The organism is Pectobacterium zantedeschiae, assembly GCF_004137795.1.
GTDB classification, from domain to species: domain Bacteria; phylum Pseudomonadota; class Gammaproteobacteria; order Enterobacterales; family Enterobacteriaceae; genus Pectobacterium; species Pectobacterium zantedeschiae.
In genome coordinates this window covers 329,934-347,492 of the sequence record NZ_NWTM01000001.1, presented here as the reverse complement: position 1 = coordinate 347,492, position 17,559 = coordinate 329,934, and the positions used below count along the sequence as shown (strand labels likewise).

The following is a 17,559-nucleotide window of genomic DNA, read 5'->3' as shown; positions in this document are numbered from 1 at the left end:
AGCCACACAGAAAGCAAGTTTACTGCGTCACTATACCATTTTCACAGAAAATGCCTGTTCCCCCATGGGGTTATTAGGGGTATTTTTTGATCCAGCACACATTTTTACCAATTTAGTTAGTAAAAAAACCACACTACTTCAAGGGTAAGGTCGGACATCATTTCCCATAACATAATTTTAAAAAAATAGAACCGTCGTTTTATAAACGCAGGAAGGCGCTTTATCTCGCGGCACCTAGTCTATTGATGCCAAATGGAAAACGTAAAGGGGAAGAAAGCAAGGAAGGGGCAGGTCAATAAGACGCTGTCGACGCGGGTTTAACATATTGGTCATAAATCATCATCATTCGGGGTGTATCCCTACCCTCCCCGAATGATAGTTAACTACCCATTACGATTAAATCACGTCCTTCAGCGATGGATCGGAAGACAGCCTTCCATTCGTGCTGTTTTCTAACACGTTGACAGGCGTAATGTGAGTGGGCTTCCCTGATTCAATCACATTAAAAATTGCCGTCGCCAGTTCATTCTCCTGGCTAGGGTTCTGACAGAGGAAATAGCGTGTTTCAGGCAATCTCGGCAACCCTTCCTCCTCGCCTAACACTCGTAGCTCTGGGCTCATCATTTCAACTGAGCGCACGGTAATCCCCATTCCTGCTTTCACCGCAGCTCGCACAGCAGATAGCGTTGAAGCCACATAGGCGATTCTCCAGGGGATTCCTGCGGCCGTCAGTTGCTGCGTAGCCAGCGTACGGAAAGGACTCGGCTCATCCAACACAACCAAAGGCACGGGCTCTTGCGCTCTAAACTGATAATCTGCAGCGCAGTACCATAGCGTCGGAGAACTACGCAATAACACGTGAGGAAACACCACACCGTTCATTGTGGTAATGACCAGATCTATTTTCCCCTGACTCAGCATTTCCATCATTTCAGCGCTACGCTTTACACTAACGTTGACGGAGAGTTTGGGAAATACGGATGTCACCCGGTGTAAAATATAAGGGAGGATAGTATCTGCAGTATCGTCAGATGCCCCAATGGTCAGCGTACCCTGAATATCGCTGTACATTAATGAAATACAGGCTTCATCATTGAATTGTAGTATTTTTCTGGCATAACCAAGAAACTGGATACCATGCTCGGTTAGCAATTTATTACGCCCGTGGCGGGCAAAAAGTTCCTTTCCGATGAGCTGTTCCAGTCGCTGCATCTGCTGACTGACAGCCGATTGAGTTCGATTAACTGCGGCCGCCGCGGCTGCAAATGTATTTAAATCTGCAACGGCAACAAACGTCCTCAGTAAATCAAGATCGAGATTAAGTACTGGTCGATTTGCACTGGTCATACGATTTTTCACTTATCTATTTTAATTTTAACAAAATATTCCTGGTGTTTTATTACATGTAAAGGTAATGACCGATACATTTAAAGACACTATCGCAGACGCACGATAAGGGCAAAAAAATACTTATATTTCGTTACCCCTATCGCTTTTCCATTGGTAAGACATCATGTAATTAAATGGCTCCCCAGTCTTAATCCTTAATTCAATAACAACGACACTCTCTCTTTATTTCATCCTACGAAATAAATACGCCCTACACTTAAATAAACCCGCTTTCCCTGTCACCTTATTTTGGCGCTAAAAAAGTGCGGCATGAACAGTCGTCCGCCCCCTACCATATCGCACCATCCAACGAGTACACAACCATATAGTGCAGATGCGCAATCATTTGCAGCAAAAGCGATAATCATTCTTCAAAAGGTACTATAGGAGGAGTACATTAAGCAGGTTATGCTATTCCATCTGGGAATATGCGCTCTCTCGCAAAAGGTTCGTACTATTTATGTCTCCGATTGAAAAATCCAAGAAACTGGAGAACGTATGCTATGACATCCGTGGCCCAGTCTTAAAGGAAGCCAAGCGGCTTGAAGAAGAAGGTAACAAAGTCCTTAAACTGAATATTGGCAACCCTGCCCCTTTCGGCTTCGAGGCACCAGACGAAATTCTGGTCGATGTCATCCGTAACCTGCCCACTGCACAGGGCTATTGTGATTCCAAAGGTCTCTATTCCGCCCGTAAAGCTATCGTTCAGCACTATCAGGCGCGGGATATGCGCGATATTACGGTTGAAGATGTCTATATTGGCAACGGTGTTTCCGAACTCATCGTGCAATCCATGCAGGCGTTACTCAATCCGGGTGATGAAATGCTGGTTCCCGCACCGGATTACCCACTCTGGACAGCGGCGGTTTCCCTGTCTAACGGCAATGCCGTTCACTATCTCTGCGATGAGTCCTCCGATTGGTTCCCCGATCTGGACGATATCCGCAAAAAGATCACGTCCAATACTCGCGGTATTGTCATCATCAACCCGAACAATCCGACAGGTGCGGTCTACAGCAAAGAGCTGCTGCTGGATATCGTGGCTATCGCGCGTGAACATAACCTGATCATTTTCGCCGATGAAATTTACGACAAAATTCTATATGACGATGCGCAGCATCACTCAATAGCAGCACTAGCACCGGATCTGCTGACAGTCACGTTCAATGGGCTGTCCAAAACGTACCGCGTGGCGGGTTTCCGTCAAGGCTGGATGGTCCTGAACGGCCCGAAAAAGCACGCAAAAGGGTACATTGAAGGGCTGGAAATGCTAGCGTCCATGCGTTTGTGTGCCAACGTGCCAATGCAGCATGCGATTCAGACCGCCTTGGGTGGCTACCAAAGCATCAGCGAATTTATTCAACCTGGTGGACGCCTGTATGAACAGCGCAACCGCTCTTGGGAATTGATCAATCAGATTCCCGGCGTGTCATGTGTAAAACCACGCGGCGCGCTGTATATGTTCCCGCGCATTGATGCCAAACGCTTTAATATCCACGACGACCAAAAACTGGTGCTGGATCTCCTGTTACAGGAGAAAGTGTTACTGGTTCAGGGAACCGCCTTTAACTGGCCTCACCCGGATCATGTGCGTATCGTCACGCTACCACGCGTTGATGAGTTAGATATGGCAATTCACAAATTAGGGCGCTTCCTGGGGCACTATCACCAATAGCCCAGTAATAATCGCCCCCATCGCCGGGCAGTCGTTGTCGCCCGGCGAAAACCCGACCTTCGTTTGCATAATCTTCGGCAAATGCTCACAATAGACGTCCACGATATTGATATTTCACCGCGCTGTTGTCTGAGAGATCGCAATGAATCAGAGCCACTTTTTCGCCCACTTATCCCGTCTAAAACTTATCAGTCGTTGGCCGCTGATGCGCAACGTGCGCACAGAAAACGTCTCCGAACATAGTCTTCAGGTCGCCTTTGTCGCTCACGCACTGGCGGTGATCAAAAACCGCAAATTCGAGGGAAACCTGAACGCTGAACGCATCGCGCTATTAGCGATGTATCATGACGCCAGTGAAGTATTGACGGGCGATATGCCGACGCCAATCAAATACTACAACGCGCAGATCGCTCATGAGTACAAGAAGATAGAGAAGATTGCACAGCAGAAGCTGATCGAGATGCTACCTGAAGAATTGCAGCAGGATTATCGGATGCTGCTGGATGACAACTACACCAGCGAAGAAGAACGCGCCATTGTTAAGCAGGCAGACGCACTTTGCGCCTACCTGAAGTGCCTGGAAGAGTTATCCGCAGGAAACGCCGAGTTCACGCTTGCCAAAGCGCGGTTGGAAAAAACATTGCAACTACGCCATAGCCCGGAAATGGATTATTTCATGACGGTGTTCGTTCCCAGTTTCAGCCTGTCGCTGGACGAAATCAGCCAAGATTCGCCGCTGTAACATTTGCCTTGATAAGAACATGCATCAATGAGAACAGCTGGCACCGTCAGAACGGATACAGCCACGGCACCATCACTACGCTGACAAGCATCACCAGTACGGTAAAGGGGACGCCAATGCGCACAAAGTCCCCAAATTTATAGCCACCCGGCCCCAATACCAATGTATTCACCGGTGACGACACGGGCGTCATAAAGGCAGCAGATGCCGCAATCGCGATGATCATAGCAAAAGGATAAGGTGACACGCCCATCTGCTTCGCCGCAGCAATCGCAATGGGTGCCATCAACACCGCCGTCGCCGTGTTGGAAATAAACAGACCGATCACGGCACACAACACGAACAGGCACACCAGCATCACATGCGGCCCTGCATTTCCGGCGACATCCATCAGCCCTTTAACAATCAATGCCACACCGCCGGTTTGCTGCAACGCCAACGCAAATGGCATCATTCCGACGATAAGAATAATGCTCGGCCAGTGAATAGCCCGGTAGGCGCTCTCCATATCAATACAGCGGAACTTGCCCATCAGCAAACAGGCGATCAGCGCGGCAACTGCATTCGGTATTTCATCCGTCAGCATCATCGCCACCATCAATGCCAGACAAAACAGCGCGTGTGGAGCCTGACTCACCGCGGGGGCGACATCATCCACTTCGGCAGGGAGATTAAGCAAAAGGAAGTCGTTTTTCTGCGTGTGCAGCTGTCGAATCATGCGCCAGTCGCCCATCACCAGCAGAATATCGCCGAGCTGGAGCGGCTCATCGGCGAGGATACCCTCCATCGCTTCACCTGCGCGGCGAATCCCCACGACGCTCAGGCCGTAACGGCTACGAAAGCCGACGTCGTAAAGCGTTTTCCCTAATAGTTCAGAGTCAGGGATGAGAGAGACTTCGGCCATCCCCACATCACGCGCCTGTTCAGAAAAATACTCACCGCGCAGCACCATCGGTTCAAGCCGCTGCCCGGTACAAAACTCGCGTAAATCCACTTCAGATGCTGACATATCAATCAGTAAGACATCATTCAGGCGAAGCTCTGTATTGCCAGCCACGCTGATCATCACGCGGCGAAACTTACGCCAGCGCTCAATCCCGACGACATTCGCACCAAAACGCTGGCGCAGACGTAAATCATCCAGACGGTGGCCGATAAAAGGCGATCCTGGCCGAATTGCCAGTCGGCGTGCCCTGCCCGTCAATCGGTAATCGCGGATCAGATCGCGAAATGTTCTTCTCTTCCATATTTCTTTTGCTGTTGCCGTCTCAGCCTCGCCAAGCCAGTAACGCGCCACCATCATATACGCCACGCCCAGCAGCAGCACAACCATACCTATCGGTGTCACGCCAAAGAACCCAAAACCCGCAACACCCTCACGCATCAGTTCGCTGCTCACCACCATATTCGGCGGCGTCGCTACCAGCGTCATCATGCCACTAATCAACCCAGCAAAGCTCAGCGGCATCATCAGCCTTCCGGGGGAAATTTTCATCCGTGCGGAAACACTCAACACCACGGGAATAAAAATCGCGACAACGCCGGTAGAACTCATGAAGGCCCCCAATAGCGCAACGGTGAACATCAATAAGATCAGCATCTTCATCTCATTGCTGCCCGCAACGCGAACCAGCCAGTCACCGACCTGATAAGCAACGCCGGTACGAACCAATCCTTCACCAATGACAAACAGGGCAGCAATCAATATCACATTAGGATCGCTGAACCCTGTCAACGCTTCAGATAGCGTCAATGTACCGCTCAATACAAAGGCGATAATGACCAATAGCGCTACGACATCCATGCGTAATTTATTAGTGGTAAACAACACAATGGCGATCAGCAACAGGGATAAAACCCAGAGAAGTTCGCTATTCAAAACGGTTCCCCTGACGGAAAATACATATTGAGAGGTGTGAGTTTCAGCATGCCATAAAAAAATGCAGGAGCATTTTTTAACACCGCTGTGCGGTGGCCTAAGTTAAGTGTGGCAGACAGGGATAGTCTGCCATAAAAAAACCTCGCGGATGCGAGGTTTGATCATATTTAGTCACAGTTTTGTCATTATGTTACAGACGACCTACTGGCGCAGAAGCACCTTAGCACCGTTAGGCAATGGCTCTATTTCTATCTGCTCCAGTGAATCAAGGATCAGATCGACCTCATCTAACCTCGGCGTATCCGCTGGCGCCTTCACCGCGATAACTTTGCAGCCAGCCGCCAGACCTGATAACACGCCCGCTGGTGCATCCTCAACAACCACACACTCTTCTGGCTTCAGCCCTAACTGCTGTGCACCCAGTAAATAGGCATCGGGGTTTGGCTTGCCTTTAGCAACCTGCTCCGCCGTAATAAAGGCGTGAGGAGCAGGCAGTTCTCCACGTTGATGACGTGCGCTGGCAATCGGCACCGTACCTGATGTCACTATTGCCCAGGGAATATCCAACGCATCTAAACGATCCAACAGCGCTTTCGCTCCTGGCATTGCAACAATACCTTGTGTATCAGAAGCCTCTGTTTTCTCCAGCGCATCAAACTCCTGTTGAATCGTTTCTTCGCTCTGCCCCTGAAGAAAGTGACGCAAGGACGTGATTGCCTGCTTGCCATGAATAAAATCCAGCACTTCCTGTGGTTCAATATCGTGATCTTTTGCCCAGTTAATCCACGCACGTTCTACAGCAGGCAGTGAATCAACCAGCGTACCATCGAGGTCGAACAGAAAACCTTTACACTCCACAGAAAGCCCCTTTTTCATTAATCAGGCGTTGATGATCTGTGCGATCTCAACTGCACTCAAGTGATACTGACGCGGGCAGGATTGCCAGACAGCCAGCATTCTATTGTATTTTTCCCACATTTTCGTCTGAGCGTTAAAACCATGTGTGCCCGCGTCAAAGTGAGGATAGCGACCTTCTACATGTACCATAAAGCGTACAAAGCCAAGGTAGCGCGCTTCTGTTGCGGCATCAAAACCCAGGAAAGTCAGACGTCGTTCATCCAGATCCTGCTTATCTTTCAGATTGGTCCACGACACCTGTAAAGCATGATGCATTTCCATGACGTTAATAATGGTGCGGCAAACGTCTTCGGTCAGTTCACCAAATTCACGATCCAGTTCGCGCATCTGCAAACCGTAGCCACGCTCGATGATAGTTTGTAGCCGACGATAGCGCTCAGCGTTATCTGGATCGAGCATCGTCATCATTTTGTATTGGTTTGAAAGGATCAATCTCTGGGCATTCGTCATTTCCATGTTGCTCTCCTGAACCCTCTTTGGTGTAAGCCAATGTCGCTAAATAGGTATTAACCGCAGAATCGCATACTGAATCGTGTCACGATAGCGGTAGCCACCGCTTCTTTGATTTGAAACAGGGGAAAGAACAAAATAGCCATCAACCCGCACACAGCCTGACGCCGATCACAAATCATCAAGGAAGGTTTTATCAAGCTGATTAAATGCGCGTTTCAGCACATCCGCCAAGGTTTGGTAAGTCGGTGCCTCTTCCAAAGGCGCTAATGCCTGACCTGACTCCAATAGCTTATGGCGAATTTCATGGAACCACTGCGCTAGCGTCGGCGGTAGAGGAGTAACAGAACGGCGACCAAGCCACCAGAGACCTTGCAGCGGTAGGCTACAGGCAAAAAGTGCGGTGGCGATGGCTGGACCGAGCTGGCCACCAAGCGCAATCTGCCACGTTAGTGTGAAGACCGCCAGTGGCGGCATGATGCGAATACCAAACCGCGTCGCTCGCACCACACGGTTTTCAGGAAATATAGGTGCCAGTTGCTTTTCTGCTGGCCACGTCTTCATGTAATGCTGCCCACGTTGGAGTAACTGTAGCCAACTAATTCTACTGTCTGGTTTCGTCGCCATAGCCACACCTCAACTTTACAGATAAAAAATAAAACTTTTGCACAAATCAACAACTCAAGTTGATAAGGTTAAAATATATTTTGTGTTTAGCCTACGCTATCGGTATCCTAAACCGGCCTTTTGGCCGCTGTATACCTAAAGTAGTATGACTACACGCAAGGAGTATAATTCCCTTCGCGATATAAGCGCAGCCAACGGCCATAACGCGGTTATCCATCGCTTTAAAAGCTGCGGTTTACATTAGGTCGCTGTCGCATTGTTGTAGCGATAATTCGATATAACATACGTCATAGTATCGACCCTATTTCACCATTGTGTCTGGTGTATCACACCAAGGTATGATGTTAATCATAAATGCCAGTGGCGGCATGCGATACGCTATGCCCTGTATGACATTTTTTTAACCATGTATAACAAGTAGGTACTTCCATGTCGAGTAAGTTAGTACTGGTTCTTAACTGCGGTAGTTCATCCCTGAAATTCGCGATCATCGATGCGATTAACGGAGAAGAGTACCTGTCTGGTTTAGCCGAATGTTTCAACCTGCCTGAAGCCCGCATCAAATGGAAAATGGACGGCGGTAAACACGACGCCGAACTGGGTGCCGGTGCAGCTCACAGCGAAGCGCTGAACTTCATCGTCAATACCATTCTGTCTCAGAAGCCAGATCTGTCTGCTCAGTTGGTTGCTATTGGCCACCGTATCGTTCACGGCGGTGAGAAGTTCACCCAATCCGCGATCATCACTGATGATGTTCTTCAGGGTATCAAAGATTCCGTACCTTTTGCACCTTTGCACAACCCGGCGCACCTGATCGGTATCGACGAAGCACTGAAATCTTTCCCACACCTGGCTGACAAAAACGTTGCTGTTTTCGACACCGCGTTCCATCAGACCATGCCGGAAGAATCCTACCTTTATGCACTGCCGTACAAACTGTATAAAGAAAACCACATCCGTCGTTATGGCGCGCACGGCACCAGTCACTACTTCGTTTCTCGCGAAGCTGCAAAAGTGCTGAACAAGCCAGTAGAAGAGCTGAATGTCATCACTTGCCACCTGGGCAACGGTGGTTCCGTTACTGCAATCCGTAACGGTGAATGCGTTGACACCTCTATGGGTCTGACCCCGCTGGAAGGGCTGGTAATGGGAACACGTTCCGGTGATATCGATCCTGCCATCATTTTCCATCTGCACGACGCACTGGGTATGGATGTTGCCAGCATCAACACTCTGCTGACCAAAGAATCTGGTCTGCTGGGTCTGACTGAAGTAACCAGCGACTGCCGCTACGTTGAAGATAACTACGAGACGAAAGCAGACGCTAAACGTGCAATGGACGTTTACTGCCACCGCCTGGCTAAATACATCGGTTCTTACGCGGCACTGATGGAAGGCCGTCTGGATGCCGTCATCTTCACCGGTGGTATCGGTGAAAACGCAGCAATGGTTCGCGAACTGTCGCTGAAAAAACTGGGTCTGCTGGGCTTTGACGTCGATCACGAACGTAACCTGGCTGCACGCTTCGGTAAAGGTGGCAACATCGCGAAAGATGGCACCCGTCCGGCGCTGGTTATCCCGACCAATGAAGAATTGGTCATCGCCGAAGACGCTTACCGTCTGACCGCGTAAAACACGTAACTCCCAACACCGTCAGCCAAGGCTGACGGTGTTGTTTTTGACTAACGAGCAACCGTAAAGAGGTTCGGCCGTGTCCCGTATAATCATGTTGATCCCAACTGGCACCAGCGTTGGTCTGACAAGCGTCAGCCTGGGTGTCATCCGCTCCATGGAACAGAAAGGCGTTCGCCTGAGCGTGTTCAAACCTATCGCCCAGCCGCGCAGTGGCGACAATACGCCAGATCAAACCACCACCATTATTCGTGCTAATTCCGCCATCAGCGCCGCCGAGCCGCTGGCGATGAGCCGCGTTGAAGCCCTGCTGAGCTCCAACCAGCAAGACGTGTTGATGGAAGAAATCATCGCGCGCTACCACGAAAATACCAAAGACGCTGAAGTCGTTCTGGTAGAAGGCCTGGTTCCTACCCGTAAGCACCAGTTTGCTAACGCGCTGAACTATGAAATCGCCAAAACGCTGAACGCAGAAATCGTCTTCGTACTGGCGCTGGGTAACGATTCCCCGGCACAGTTGAAAGACCGCATCGAACTGGCGCGTTCCAGCTTCGGCGGCAGCAAAAACAAAAACATCACTGGCGTGATCATCAACAAATTGAATGCGCCAGTAGACGACCAGGGCCGCACTCGCCCTGACCTGTCTGAAATCTTTGACGACTCCACGAAAGCCAGCGTTGCCAACATCGATCCTAAGCAGCTTTTCGCTAACAGCCCGCTGCCGGTTTTGGGCTGCATTCCATGGAGCTTTGACCTGATTGCTACGCGTGCCGTCGATATGGCGAAGCACCTGAATGCCCGCATCATCAATGAAGGTGATATTCAGACACGCCGCGTTAAGTCTGTCACTTTCTGTGCACGTAGCATTCCTCATATGCTGGAGCATTTCCGTCCGGGCTCACTGCTGGTGACTTCCGCTGACCGTCCTGACGTTCTGGTTGCCGCCTGTCTGGCTGCCATGAATGGCGTGGAAATCGGTGCCCTGCTGCTGACTGGCGGCTACGAAATGGATCCGAGCATTGCCAAACTGTGCGAACGTGCCTTCCAGACTGGCCTGCCAGTATTCATGGTCGACACCAACACCTGGCAGACCTCACTCAGCCTGCAAAGCTTCAATCTTGAAGTTCCGGCTGATGACCGTCAGCGCGTCGAGAAAGTGCAAGAATATGTCGCACGCCACATCGACACCCAATGGATCGATTCACTAAGCGCCGAGTCTGAGCGTTCACGTCGCCTGTCTCCGCCTGCATTCCGCTACCAGTTGACCGAACTGGCGCGCAAAGCGGGCAAACGTATCGTTCTGCCAGAGGGTGATGAACCACGTACCGTTAAAGCAGCGTCTATCTGTGCTGAACGCGGTATTGCACACTGTGTGCTGATCGGTAATCCAGAAGAGATTCAACGTGTTGCCGCCGCTCAGGGCGTAGAATTGGGCAAAGGCATCGAAATCGTCGACCCGATTGCCGTGCGTGAGCGCTATGTTGCACGTCTGGTTGAACTGCGTAAGAGCAAAGGCATGACCGAAGTGGTTGCGCGTGAACAGCTCGAAGACAATGTGGTTCTGGGTACGCTGATGCTGGAACAGGGTGAAGTTGACGGTCTGGTTTCAGGTGCCGTTCATACCACCGCTAACACCATCCGTCCGCCGCTACAGTTGATCAAAACTGCGCCGGGCAGCTCGCTGGTGTCTTCCGTGTTCTTCATGCTGCTGCCTGAACAAGTTCTGGTCTACGGCGACTGTGCCATCAACCCAGATCCAACCGCAGAGCAACTGGCTGAAATCGCAATCCAGTCTGCTGACTCCGCTACCGCATTCGGTATCGACCCGCGTGTTGCAATGATCTCCTACTCTACCGGTAACTCCGGTGCAGGTAGCGATGTTGAGAAAGTGCGTGAAGCGACCCGTCTGGCGCAGGAAAAACGTCCTGATCTGGTTATCGATGGTCCGCTGCAATACGACGCCGCTATCATGGCCGATGTTGCACAGTCTAAAGCACCGAATTCACCTGTTGCGGGTAAAGCTACCGTGTTCATCTTCCCTGATCTGAACACCGGTAATACCACGTACAAAGCGGTACAGCGTTCTGCCGACCTGATCTCCATCGGGCCAATGCTGCAAGGCATGCGCAAACCGGTTAACGACCTGTCTCGTGGCGCACTGGTAGACGATATCGTTTATACCGTCGCTCTGACCGCCATTCAGGCTACACAGCTCTAATCTATATCCTAAATAATTCGAGTTGCTTGAAGGCGGCAACTGCACGACAAATCGGTTCCAGACCGATTTGAACAGCGTGAACGCTAGCCCGAAGGGTGAGCCTCGCAAATGAGGCTCATTAATCCCCAGGAGCTTACTCAAGTAAGTGACTGGGTGACAAATCTGCCGGGAGCAGATTTGAACGCTGCTTGCAGCGGCCCTTTAGGGTGAGGCCCACGACGGGCCGAGTATTTAAAGGCAGACAACGCACAATCAGCTTGAAGTATGACGGATATATTCAGATTAATTCTGTTATCTTCTATGCCAGCCTTAGGGCTGGCATTTTTTATTGCTATACGCACAAAAAACCACACCGAGCAGACACAAAAATAACCATAAAACAGGGTCGATGGATGACTGTAATACGACTATTAGATCAACACTTTCAGCAGCAATTGGAAAAAGGGATCACACCTTCATCGCCGCAAGGGTTAGCCCGTTTTTTTATTGAATTCCTCTATTTTGGTGTCAAAGAAGCCCGCGCCTGTATTTTCGTTGGTCTGTTCTTCCTTGCGGTTTTCAGCGTGCCGAAAGCTGGCTGGTTTTCTATCCCACGCTATGATTTGCTGCTGATATTCGCCATTCTGATTCAGGGATGGATGGTTGCCAGCAAACTGGAAACCTGGGACGAGCTAAAAGCCGTTACGCTGTTTCACCTCGTGGGTTTTGCTCTTGAGGTCTTTAAAACCTCATCAGGTATTCGTTCCTGGTCTTACCCTGATTTCGCCTACACCAAATTATTCGGTGTGCCGCTGTTCGCCGGATTCATGTACGCCTCTGTAGGTAGCTATATCATTCAGTCCTGGCGGCTATTCGATCTTAAAATTCGCCATCACCCGCCCTACTGGCTGGCAACGCTCGTTGCGATCCTGATTTATGCCAATTTCTTCACCCACCACTACATCGGCGATTACCGCTGGTACATCGCCGCACTCGCCGTCGGGCTCTATGCGCGAACCACCGTCATTTTCACACCTTGCGATCGGGAACGACGAATGCCGCTGTCGTTGGCTTTTATTCTGATCGGCTTTTTCATCTGGCTAGCTGAAAATATCAGTACGTTTTTCAGTATCTGGAGCTATCCAGAACAGCTCGGCGCTTGGTCGATGGTTCACGTAGGGAAATGGAGTTCATGGGCTTTGCTGGTGATCATGACGTTCACCATCGTGATTTACCTGAAGGACATCAAAAAGAGTATTCATGTTCCTGAATGATGAACAGCGTACCCTCATTCGGAAAATAGACGCCGCTGCGGAAAAAAGCAGCGGCGAGGTAAGAATGTGTCTGACGTTGGGTTATTTCTGCGAATCGGCTTCCGGTGACTCTGTGTTGCTATCGCTTTCGTCATGAGTACTTTCATCATAAACAGCAGGCGTCGCAGAGGCTTCTACCGCTTCGATCAACTGACGTGAAATCGGCTTGCCATATTCCTGATCGCTATAGCGCGTCAGCCATAGCGACAGGGCTTTCAGTGAATCCGGCGTAAACTCATCGCAGCGTGCGGTAATTTCTTGCGGCGTCAGCCAGCTGACTTCATCAACTTCTTCTTCCTGTAGCGCGAACGGCCCGTGAGTGACACAGCTAAATAACCCGCCCCACACTCGGCAATTTTCGCCTTCGTAATAGAACAAACCGTGTTCCGCGAACGGCACGCCAGCAATGCCAAGCTCTTCTTCCGCTTCACGACGCGCAGATTCCAGCATCTGTTCGCCGCTTTGCACCACGCCGCCCGCCGTTGCGTCCAGCCAGCCTGGATAGAAGTCTTTGATTTTCGTCCGACGCTGCACCAGAATTTTACCCATGCCATCATGCACAACAATGTAAGTGGCGCGATGACGAAGACTCTGAGCACGCATCTGCTGACGACTTGACTGAGCAATTACCTCGTTGTTTTCATTGACGATATCAACCCACTCTGTGCCTGCTGCCTGACTTTGTTCCGCCATCCTCTGAAACCCTTTAGTATTGGCACGTTGCTACGCGCGTCTGTTTTAAATGATCGATCTTTGCTGCGAATATTCCCTGCTACCTTGCCATTATTCAAGGTCAAAAACAGGATTTTGCTCTAAATTAATGCCTAATCACGACCTGTGCAATAGGCTCACCACCGTATAGCGGCAGAACCCGCAACTCACCTTGTTCAAGTAAACCGTAGCTCGCGGGGTATCCCCCTTTCGGCAAGCTCACTGAGCCGGGATTAAAAAAATAATATTCATCGCGCTGCTCAGCAACCGGGATATGGGTGTGGCCATATACCAATACATCCCCCGTGTGTAACGGCGGTAGGTTCTCTGGATGATAAAGATGACCGTGCGTCAGGAAAAGGCGATTCTGTGGCAATAGCACATGTTGCCACGATGCCGTGATCGGAAAGGTCAACAACATCTGATCCACCTCGCTGTCACAATTTCCCCGCACGGCGATGATACGTGACGCATAAGCGTTCAACCGATTTGCCACCTCTGCGGGCTGATATTTCTCCGGCAACGGGTTGCGCGGACCATGATTGAGAAAATCGCCCAATAAAATAAGCCAGTCAGCATGACTCTGCTCAAAGATCGCCAGCACGCGCTCCGTCGCGCTGAGAGAACCGTGTATATCGGACGCAAACATCAATTTCATCGCTTATCCCCACAACGTTTATATCAACCATGTTGTATCCACAACACCCTCACCCGTTATTAGAGGTAGTCTATCAAAGTTGGCTAAGCGCTTCCGGTAAAGATCGTGCAACGACGTGCGCCATCGCTTATTTTTCACCCGCAGAAGTGGTAGGGTAAGAGCCCACGCTATTCTGACAGCACATCGCTCTCTGAGGCGAATAACTGCCATACAGTTCCATGATGTTTTTCTGAATTAAAACGGAGACTTGATTCATGATTGACCTGTATTACGCACCAACCCCTAACGGGCACAAGATCACCCTGTTTCTGGAAGAAGCTAATCTCCCCTACCAACTCCACCGCGTAAACATCAGTAAAGGCGAGCAGTTCAAGCCGGAATTTTTGGCTATTTCGCCTAACAACAAAATCCCCGCGATTGTCGACTCGCAGCCAGCAGAAGGTGACACGCCGATTAACCTGTTTGAATCAGGGGCGATCCTACTCTATCTGGCGGAAAAACACGGCGTACTCTTGGGTTCATCGCTACGCGAGCGTACCGCCACGCTACAGTGGCTGTTCTGGCAGGTCGCTGGTTTCGGGCCGATGCTGGGGCAGAATCATCATTTTAATCATTATGCACCTCAGCCAGTGCCTTACGCGATTGAACGCTATCAACAGGAAACTCAGCGTCTGTATCGCGTGCTGGATAAACATCTGCAAGACAGCCCTTGGCTAGCAGGCGAAAATTACAGTATTGCCGATATTGCGACTTACCCATGGGTTGTTTCTTACGCCCGCCAGCGCGTCGACCTTGATGATTATCCAGCAGTAAAAGCGTGGTATACACGCATTAGCGATCGCCCTGCAACGCAACGGGCTTACCAGCGGGCAGAGCAGTAAAATTCTGGCGTATCTCATTCGGCCTTTGGGTATCTTCTGTTATGGTAATCAACATATCGTTGTTAATGATACTGTTACCAACGAGCAGCTTACCTGTTAACGATACCCCTGACGCTGTGATTTATTCTCAGTAACAGAAGCAACCGAGGGCCGAGCAATGCCACATCATCATTCTGACGCCATTATTCGTATAAAAAATCTGCGGCTACGCACCTTCATCGGTATCAAAGATGAGGAAATCACGAATAAGCAGGATGTGATCATCAATGTTGTGATTCACTACCCAGCAGAGCAGGCGCGTAACAGCGAGAATATCGCTGATGCGTTGAATTACCGCACCATCACCAAAAAGATCATCAGCCACGTGGAAGATAACCGCTTCGCTTTGCTGGAAAAATTAACGCAGGATGTGCTCAACATCGCCAGCGATCACGAATGGATAACCTATGCTGAAGTAGAAGTCGATAAACCATTTGCCCTGCGATACGCCGATTCGGTTTCTATGGCTCTGCGTTATCACAAGACATAAAGATATGGGAACACGCGATGCAACTACTAATAACAGGCGGAACCGGCCTTATTGGCCGCCATCTTATCCAACGATTACAGCTGCTTTCCCATCACATTACGGTACTGACACGCGATCCTGAGCGCGCACGAGGTGTTCTCGGCAATCAGGTGGAATATTGGTCCACGCTGAGCAATATCACCTCGTTGAACGACTTTGATGGCGTTATCAATCTGGCGGGTGAGCCTATCGCCGACAAACGCTGGACGTCACAACAAAAGCAACGGCTGGCACAAAGCCGCTGGAGCATCACCGAACAACTTGCCACGCTGATTAAAGCCAGTAGCGAACCACCCGCCGTTTTTATCTCAGGCTCCGCTGTCGGATACTATGGCGATCAAGGCGAGGCGCTGGTCACGGAAGATGAGTCCCCTGTTGATGAATTCACACACCACCTGTGTGCCCGCTGGGAGGCGCTGGCGCGGTCCGCTGAAAGCGACAAAACTCGCGTCTGCCTGCTGCGTACTGGCATTGTTCTTTCGGCACAGGGCGGTGCACTGGCAAAAATGCTGCCTATTTTCCGCCTGGGACTCGGTGGGCCAATGGGTTCCGGCAGGCAATATATGCCGTGGATTCATATTGATGATATGGTTAACGGCATTATCTATCTGCTGGACCAGCCGATATTGCGCGGCCCTTTCAACATGGTTGCGCCCTATCCTGTTCATAACGAACAATTTTCCGCCATGCTGGCGCATGTGTTGGATCGCCCCGGTTTTGTGCGAGCGCCCGCTTTTGCGATCAAATTGCTGATGGGCGAAGCCTCAACGCTGGTTCTGGGCGGACAGCGCGCTATCCCACAGCGGTTAGAAGACGCAGGCTTTGGTTTCCGCTTCTTTGAGCTGGAAGAAGCCCTGCAAGACGTCGTCAAGAAACCGAGCTGAAGTTTGATAAAATGCCCAAATATTCTGCATTTCTGGCGTAAAAATTGTGCTGCGGTGGGCATAACCGCGTGATAGCCGCATATATGCGGCACTTGTGCTGACTCGAAGGGCGAGTCCCATTTATGGGGCGAGTAGTCGCGTCGCAGGCGGTTAACACGCACAAAACTTTTACTCTATCCGACATAGAATGGTGAAATGCTACAGCATGAGTACCAGTTAACCGTTAGAGGCTGATAATCATCAGCCCCGAAACCTACTTCAACGCGCCTGACAAAAACTGCTGTAAACGCGCACTTTTCGGGCTACCAAAGAGCTGCTCCGGTGGTCCTTCCTCTTCGATCACGCCCTGATGCAGGAAGATAACGTGGCTGGAAACATGGCGGGCAAACTCCATCTCATGCGTCACCACCACCATCGTTTTCCCTTCCTCCGCAAGCTGCTGCATGATGCGCAACACCTCTCCGACCAGTTCAGGGTCAAGCGCCGATGTTGGCTCATCAAATAGCAATACTTCTGGCTCCATCGCTAGCGCCCGCGCAATAGATACACGCTGCTGCTGACCACCGGAAAGATCCGACGGGTATTTCTGTTGAGCAGAATCCGTGATCCCAACCTTGTTCAGATAGAATACCGCCCTATCACGCGCTTCCGCCTTACTGAGCCCTAACACCTGAATCGGCGCTTCCATCACATTCTCCAATGCGGTCATGAAACTCCACAGGTTGAAGTGCTGAAAGACCATCGTCAGGCGCGTCCGCAGCATCTGAAGCTGCTTTTTATCAAAGACTTTCAACTGTCCGTCAGTATCACGCACCATGCGGATTTCCTGATCGCTAACGTAAATCGCGCCTTCGCAGGGCTTTTCCAGAAAATTAATACAGCGCAGTAAGGTACTTTTTCCCGAACCGGACGATCCGATAATCGAAATAACATCACCCGCTTTCGCCTGCAATGAGATCCCTTTGAGCACCTCATGCTGGCCATAACGTTTACGCAGTTCCGTCACCATCAATTTTTTATTCGACATACTTTTTT

At 50.5% G+C, this 17,559-nt stretch carries 16 protein-coding genes; 8 read left to right on the top strand and 8 right to left on the bottom strand.

Annotation, left to right across the window (positions count from 1 at the left end; translation table 11 throughout):
* Positions 1-396 precede the first annotated feature (396 nt).
* On the bottom strand, positions 397-1,347 hold the full coding sequence (lrhA, locus tag CLR69_RS01620; protein WP_129711824.1) for a transcriptional regulator LrhA: 951 nt from the start codon (positions 1,345-1,347) through the stop codon (positions 397-399).
* Between the two features lie 502 nt (positions 1,348-1,849).
* On the opposite strand from lrhA, the gene CLR69_RS01615 reads away from it, so the two are divergent.
* On the top strand, positions 1,850-3,064 hold the full coding sequence (locus CLR69_RS01615) for a pyridoxal phosphate-dependent aminotransferase (protein WP_129711825.1): 1,215 nt from the start codon (positions 1,850-1,852) through the stop codon (positions 3,062-3,064).
* A 142-nt stretch (positions 3,065-3,206) separates the two neighbouring features.
* On the top strand, positions 3,207-3,806 hold the full coding sequence (gene yfbR, locus CLR69_RS01610; protein ID WP_129705546.1) for a 5'-deoxynucleotidase: 600 nt from the start codon (positions 3,207-3,209) through the stop codon (positions 3,804-3,806).
* A gap of 46 nt (positions 3,807-3,852) precedes the next feature.
* Here yfbR and CLR69_RS01605 read toward each other — a convergent pair whose 3' ends face one another.
* The 4 genes from CLR69_RS01605 to yfbV form a co-directional block, all read right to left on the bottom strand.
* On the bottom strand, positions 3,853-5,685 hold the full coding sequence (locus tag CLR69_RS01605; protein ID WP_129711826.1) for an SLC13 family permease: 1,833 nt from the start codon (positions 5,683-5,685) through the stop codon (positions 3,853-3,855).
* Positions 5,686-5,886: 201 nt separating this feature from the next.
* A complete protein-coding gene (locus tag CLR69_RS01600) occupies positions 5,887-6,543 on the bottom strand; it encodes a sugar phosphatase (protein WP_129711827.1) in 657 nt (218 codons plus the stop codon).
* A 21-nt stretch (positions 6,544-6,564) separates the two neighbouring features.
* Complete coding sequence (locus tag CLR69_RS01595) at positions 6,565-7,059, bottom strand: YfbU family protein (RefSeq protein WP_129705539.1); 495 nt, start codon at positions 7,057-7,059, stop codon at positions 6,565-6,567.
* A gap of 165 nt (positions 7,060-7,224) precedes the next feature.
* Positions 7,225-7,680, bottom strand: a complete 456-nt coding sequence (gene yfbV, locus CLR69_RS01590; RefSeq protein ID WP_129705537.1) for a terminus macrodomain insulation protein YfbV — start codon at positions 7,678-7,680, stop codon at positions 7,225-7,227.
* Between the two features lie 429 nt (positions 7,681-8,109).
* Here yfbV and ackA point away from each other — a divergent pair, with 429 nt between their 5' ends.
* From ackA to CLR69_RS01575, 3 genes are all read left to right on the top strand, one after another.
* A complete protein-coding gene (gene ackA, locus CLR69_RS01585; protein ID WP_129705535.1) occupies positions 8,110-9,312 on the top strand; it encodes an acetate kinase in 1,203 nt (400 codons plus the stop codon).
* Positions 9,313-9,391: 79 nt separating this feature from the next.
* Complete coding sequence (gene pta, locus CLR69_RS01580) at positions 9,392-11,530, top strand: phosphate acetyltransferase (protein WP_129705533.1); 2,139 nt, start codon at positions 9,392-9,394, stop codon at positions 11,528-11,530.
* A 392-nt stretch (positions 11,531-11,922) separates the two neighbouring features.
* Positions 11,923-12,783 (top strand): DUF817 domain-containing protein, encoded by an 861-nt coding sequence (locus tag CLR69_RS01575; protein ID WP_129712052.1) that lies wholly within the window; start codon positions 11,923-11,925, stop codon positions 12,781-12,783.
* An 81-nt stretch (positions 12,784-12,864) separates the two neighbouring features.
* On the opposite strand, the gene yfcD is transcribed toward CLR69_RS01575, so the two are convergent.
* Complete coding sequence (yfcD, locus tag CLR69_RS01570; protein ID WP_129711828.1) at positions 12,865-13,515, bottom strand: NUDIX hydrolase YfcD; 651 nt, start codon at positions 13,513-13,515, stop codon at positions 12,865-12,867.
* 124 nt (positions 13,516-13,639) lie between these two features.
* Positions 13,640-14,191: a phosphodiesterase gene (yfcE, locus tag CLR69_RS01565; protein WP_129711829.1), complete on the bottom strand. Its 552-nt coding sequence runs from the start codon at positions 14,189-14,191 to the stop codon at positions 13,640-13,642.
* Between the two features lie 254 nt (positions 14,192-14,445).
* Here yfcE and yfcG point away from each other — a divergent pair, with 254 nt between their 5' ends.
* From yfcG to CLR69_RS01550, 3 genes are all read left to right on the top strand, one after another.
* Positions 14,446-15,072: a GSH-dependent disulfide bond oxidoreductase gene (gene yfcG, locus CLR69_RS01560; RefSeq protein ID WP_129705525.1), complete on the top strand. Its 627-nt coding sequence runs from the start codon at positions 14,446-14,448 to the stop codon at positions 15,070-15,072.
* 157 nt (positions 15,073-15,229) lie between these two features.
* Entirely contained in the window at positions 15,230-15,601 is a 372-nt protein-coding gene (folX, locus tag CLR69_RS01555) for a dihydroneopterin triphosphate 2'-epimerase (protein ID WP_129705523.1), read from the top strand.
* A gap of 17 nt (positions 15,602-15,618) precedes the next feature.
* Complete coding sequence (locus CLR69_RS01550) at positions 15,619-16,524, top strand: TIGR01777 family oxidoreductase (RefSeq protein WP_129711830.1); 906 nt, start codon at positions 15,619-15,621, stop codon at positions 16,522-16,524.
* 253 nt (positions 16,525-16,777) lie between these two features.
* Here the strand turns inward: CLR69_RS01550 and hisP are convergent, their stop codons facing one another.
* On the bottom strand, positions 16,778-17,551 hold the full coding sequence (gene hisP, locus CLR69_RS01545; RefSeq protein WP_129705519.1) for a histidine ABC transporter ATP-binding protein HisP: 774 nt from the start codon (positions 17,549-17,551) through the stop codon (positions 16,778-16,780).
* Positions 17,552-17,559: the final 8 nt, after the last annotated feature.

Bases quoted from the DNA above. Each gene is read 5' to 3' on its own strand.
- CLR69_RS01575 (WP_129712052.1), top strand. From the start codon at position 11,923: ATGACTGTAATACGACTATTAGATCAACACTTTCAGCAGCAATTGGAA.
- yfbR (WP_129705546.1), top strand. From the start codon at position 3,207: ATGAATCAGAGCCACTTTTTCGCCCACTTATCCCGTCTAAAACTTATC.
- CLR69_RS01595 (WP_129705539.1), bottom strand. From the start codon at position 7,059: ATGGAAATGACGAATGCCCAGAGATTGATCCTTTCAAACCAATACAAA.
- CLR69_RS01615 (WP_129711825.1), top strand. From the start codon at position 1,850: ATGTCTCCGATTGAAAAATCCAAGAAACTGGAGAACGTATGCTATGAC.
- yfcG (WP_129705525.1), top strand. From the start codon at position 14,446: ATGATTGACCTGTATTACGCACCAACCCCTAACGGGCACAAGATCACC.
- hisP (WP_129705519.1), bottom strand. From the start codon at position 17,551: ATGTCGAATAAAAAATTGATGGTGACGGAACTGCGTAAACGTTATGGC.
- folX (WP_129705523.1), top strand. From the start codon at position 15,230: ATGCCACATCATCATTCTGACGCCATTATTCGTATAAAAAATCTGCGG.
- yfcD (WP_129711828.1), bottom strand. From the start codon at position 13,515: ATGGCGGAACAAAGTCAGGCAGCAGGCACAGAGTGGGTTGATATCGTC.
- CLR69_RS01550 (WP_129711830.1), top strand. From the start codon at position 15,619: ATGCAACTACTAATAACAGGCGGAACCGGCCTTATTGGCCGCCATCTT.
- lrhA (WP_129711824.1), bottom strand. From the start codon at position 1,347: ATGACCAGTGCAAATCGACCAGTACTTAATCTCGATCTTGATTTACTG.
- yfcE (WP_129711829.1), bottom strand. From the start codon at position 14,191: ATGAAATTGATGTTTGCGTCCGATATACACGGTTCTCTCAGCGCGACG.
- ackA (WP_129705535.1), top strand. From the start codon at position 8,110: ATGTCGAGTAAGTTAGTACTGGTTCTTAACTGCGGTAGTTCATCCCTG.
- yfbV (WP_129705537.1), bottom strand. From the start codon at position 7,680: ATGGCGACGAAACCAGACAGTAGAATTAGTTGGCTACAGTTACTCCAA.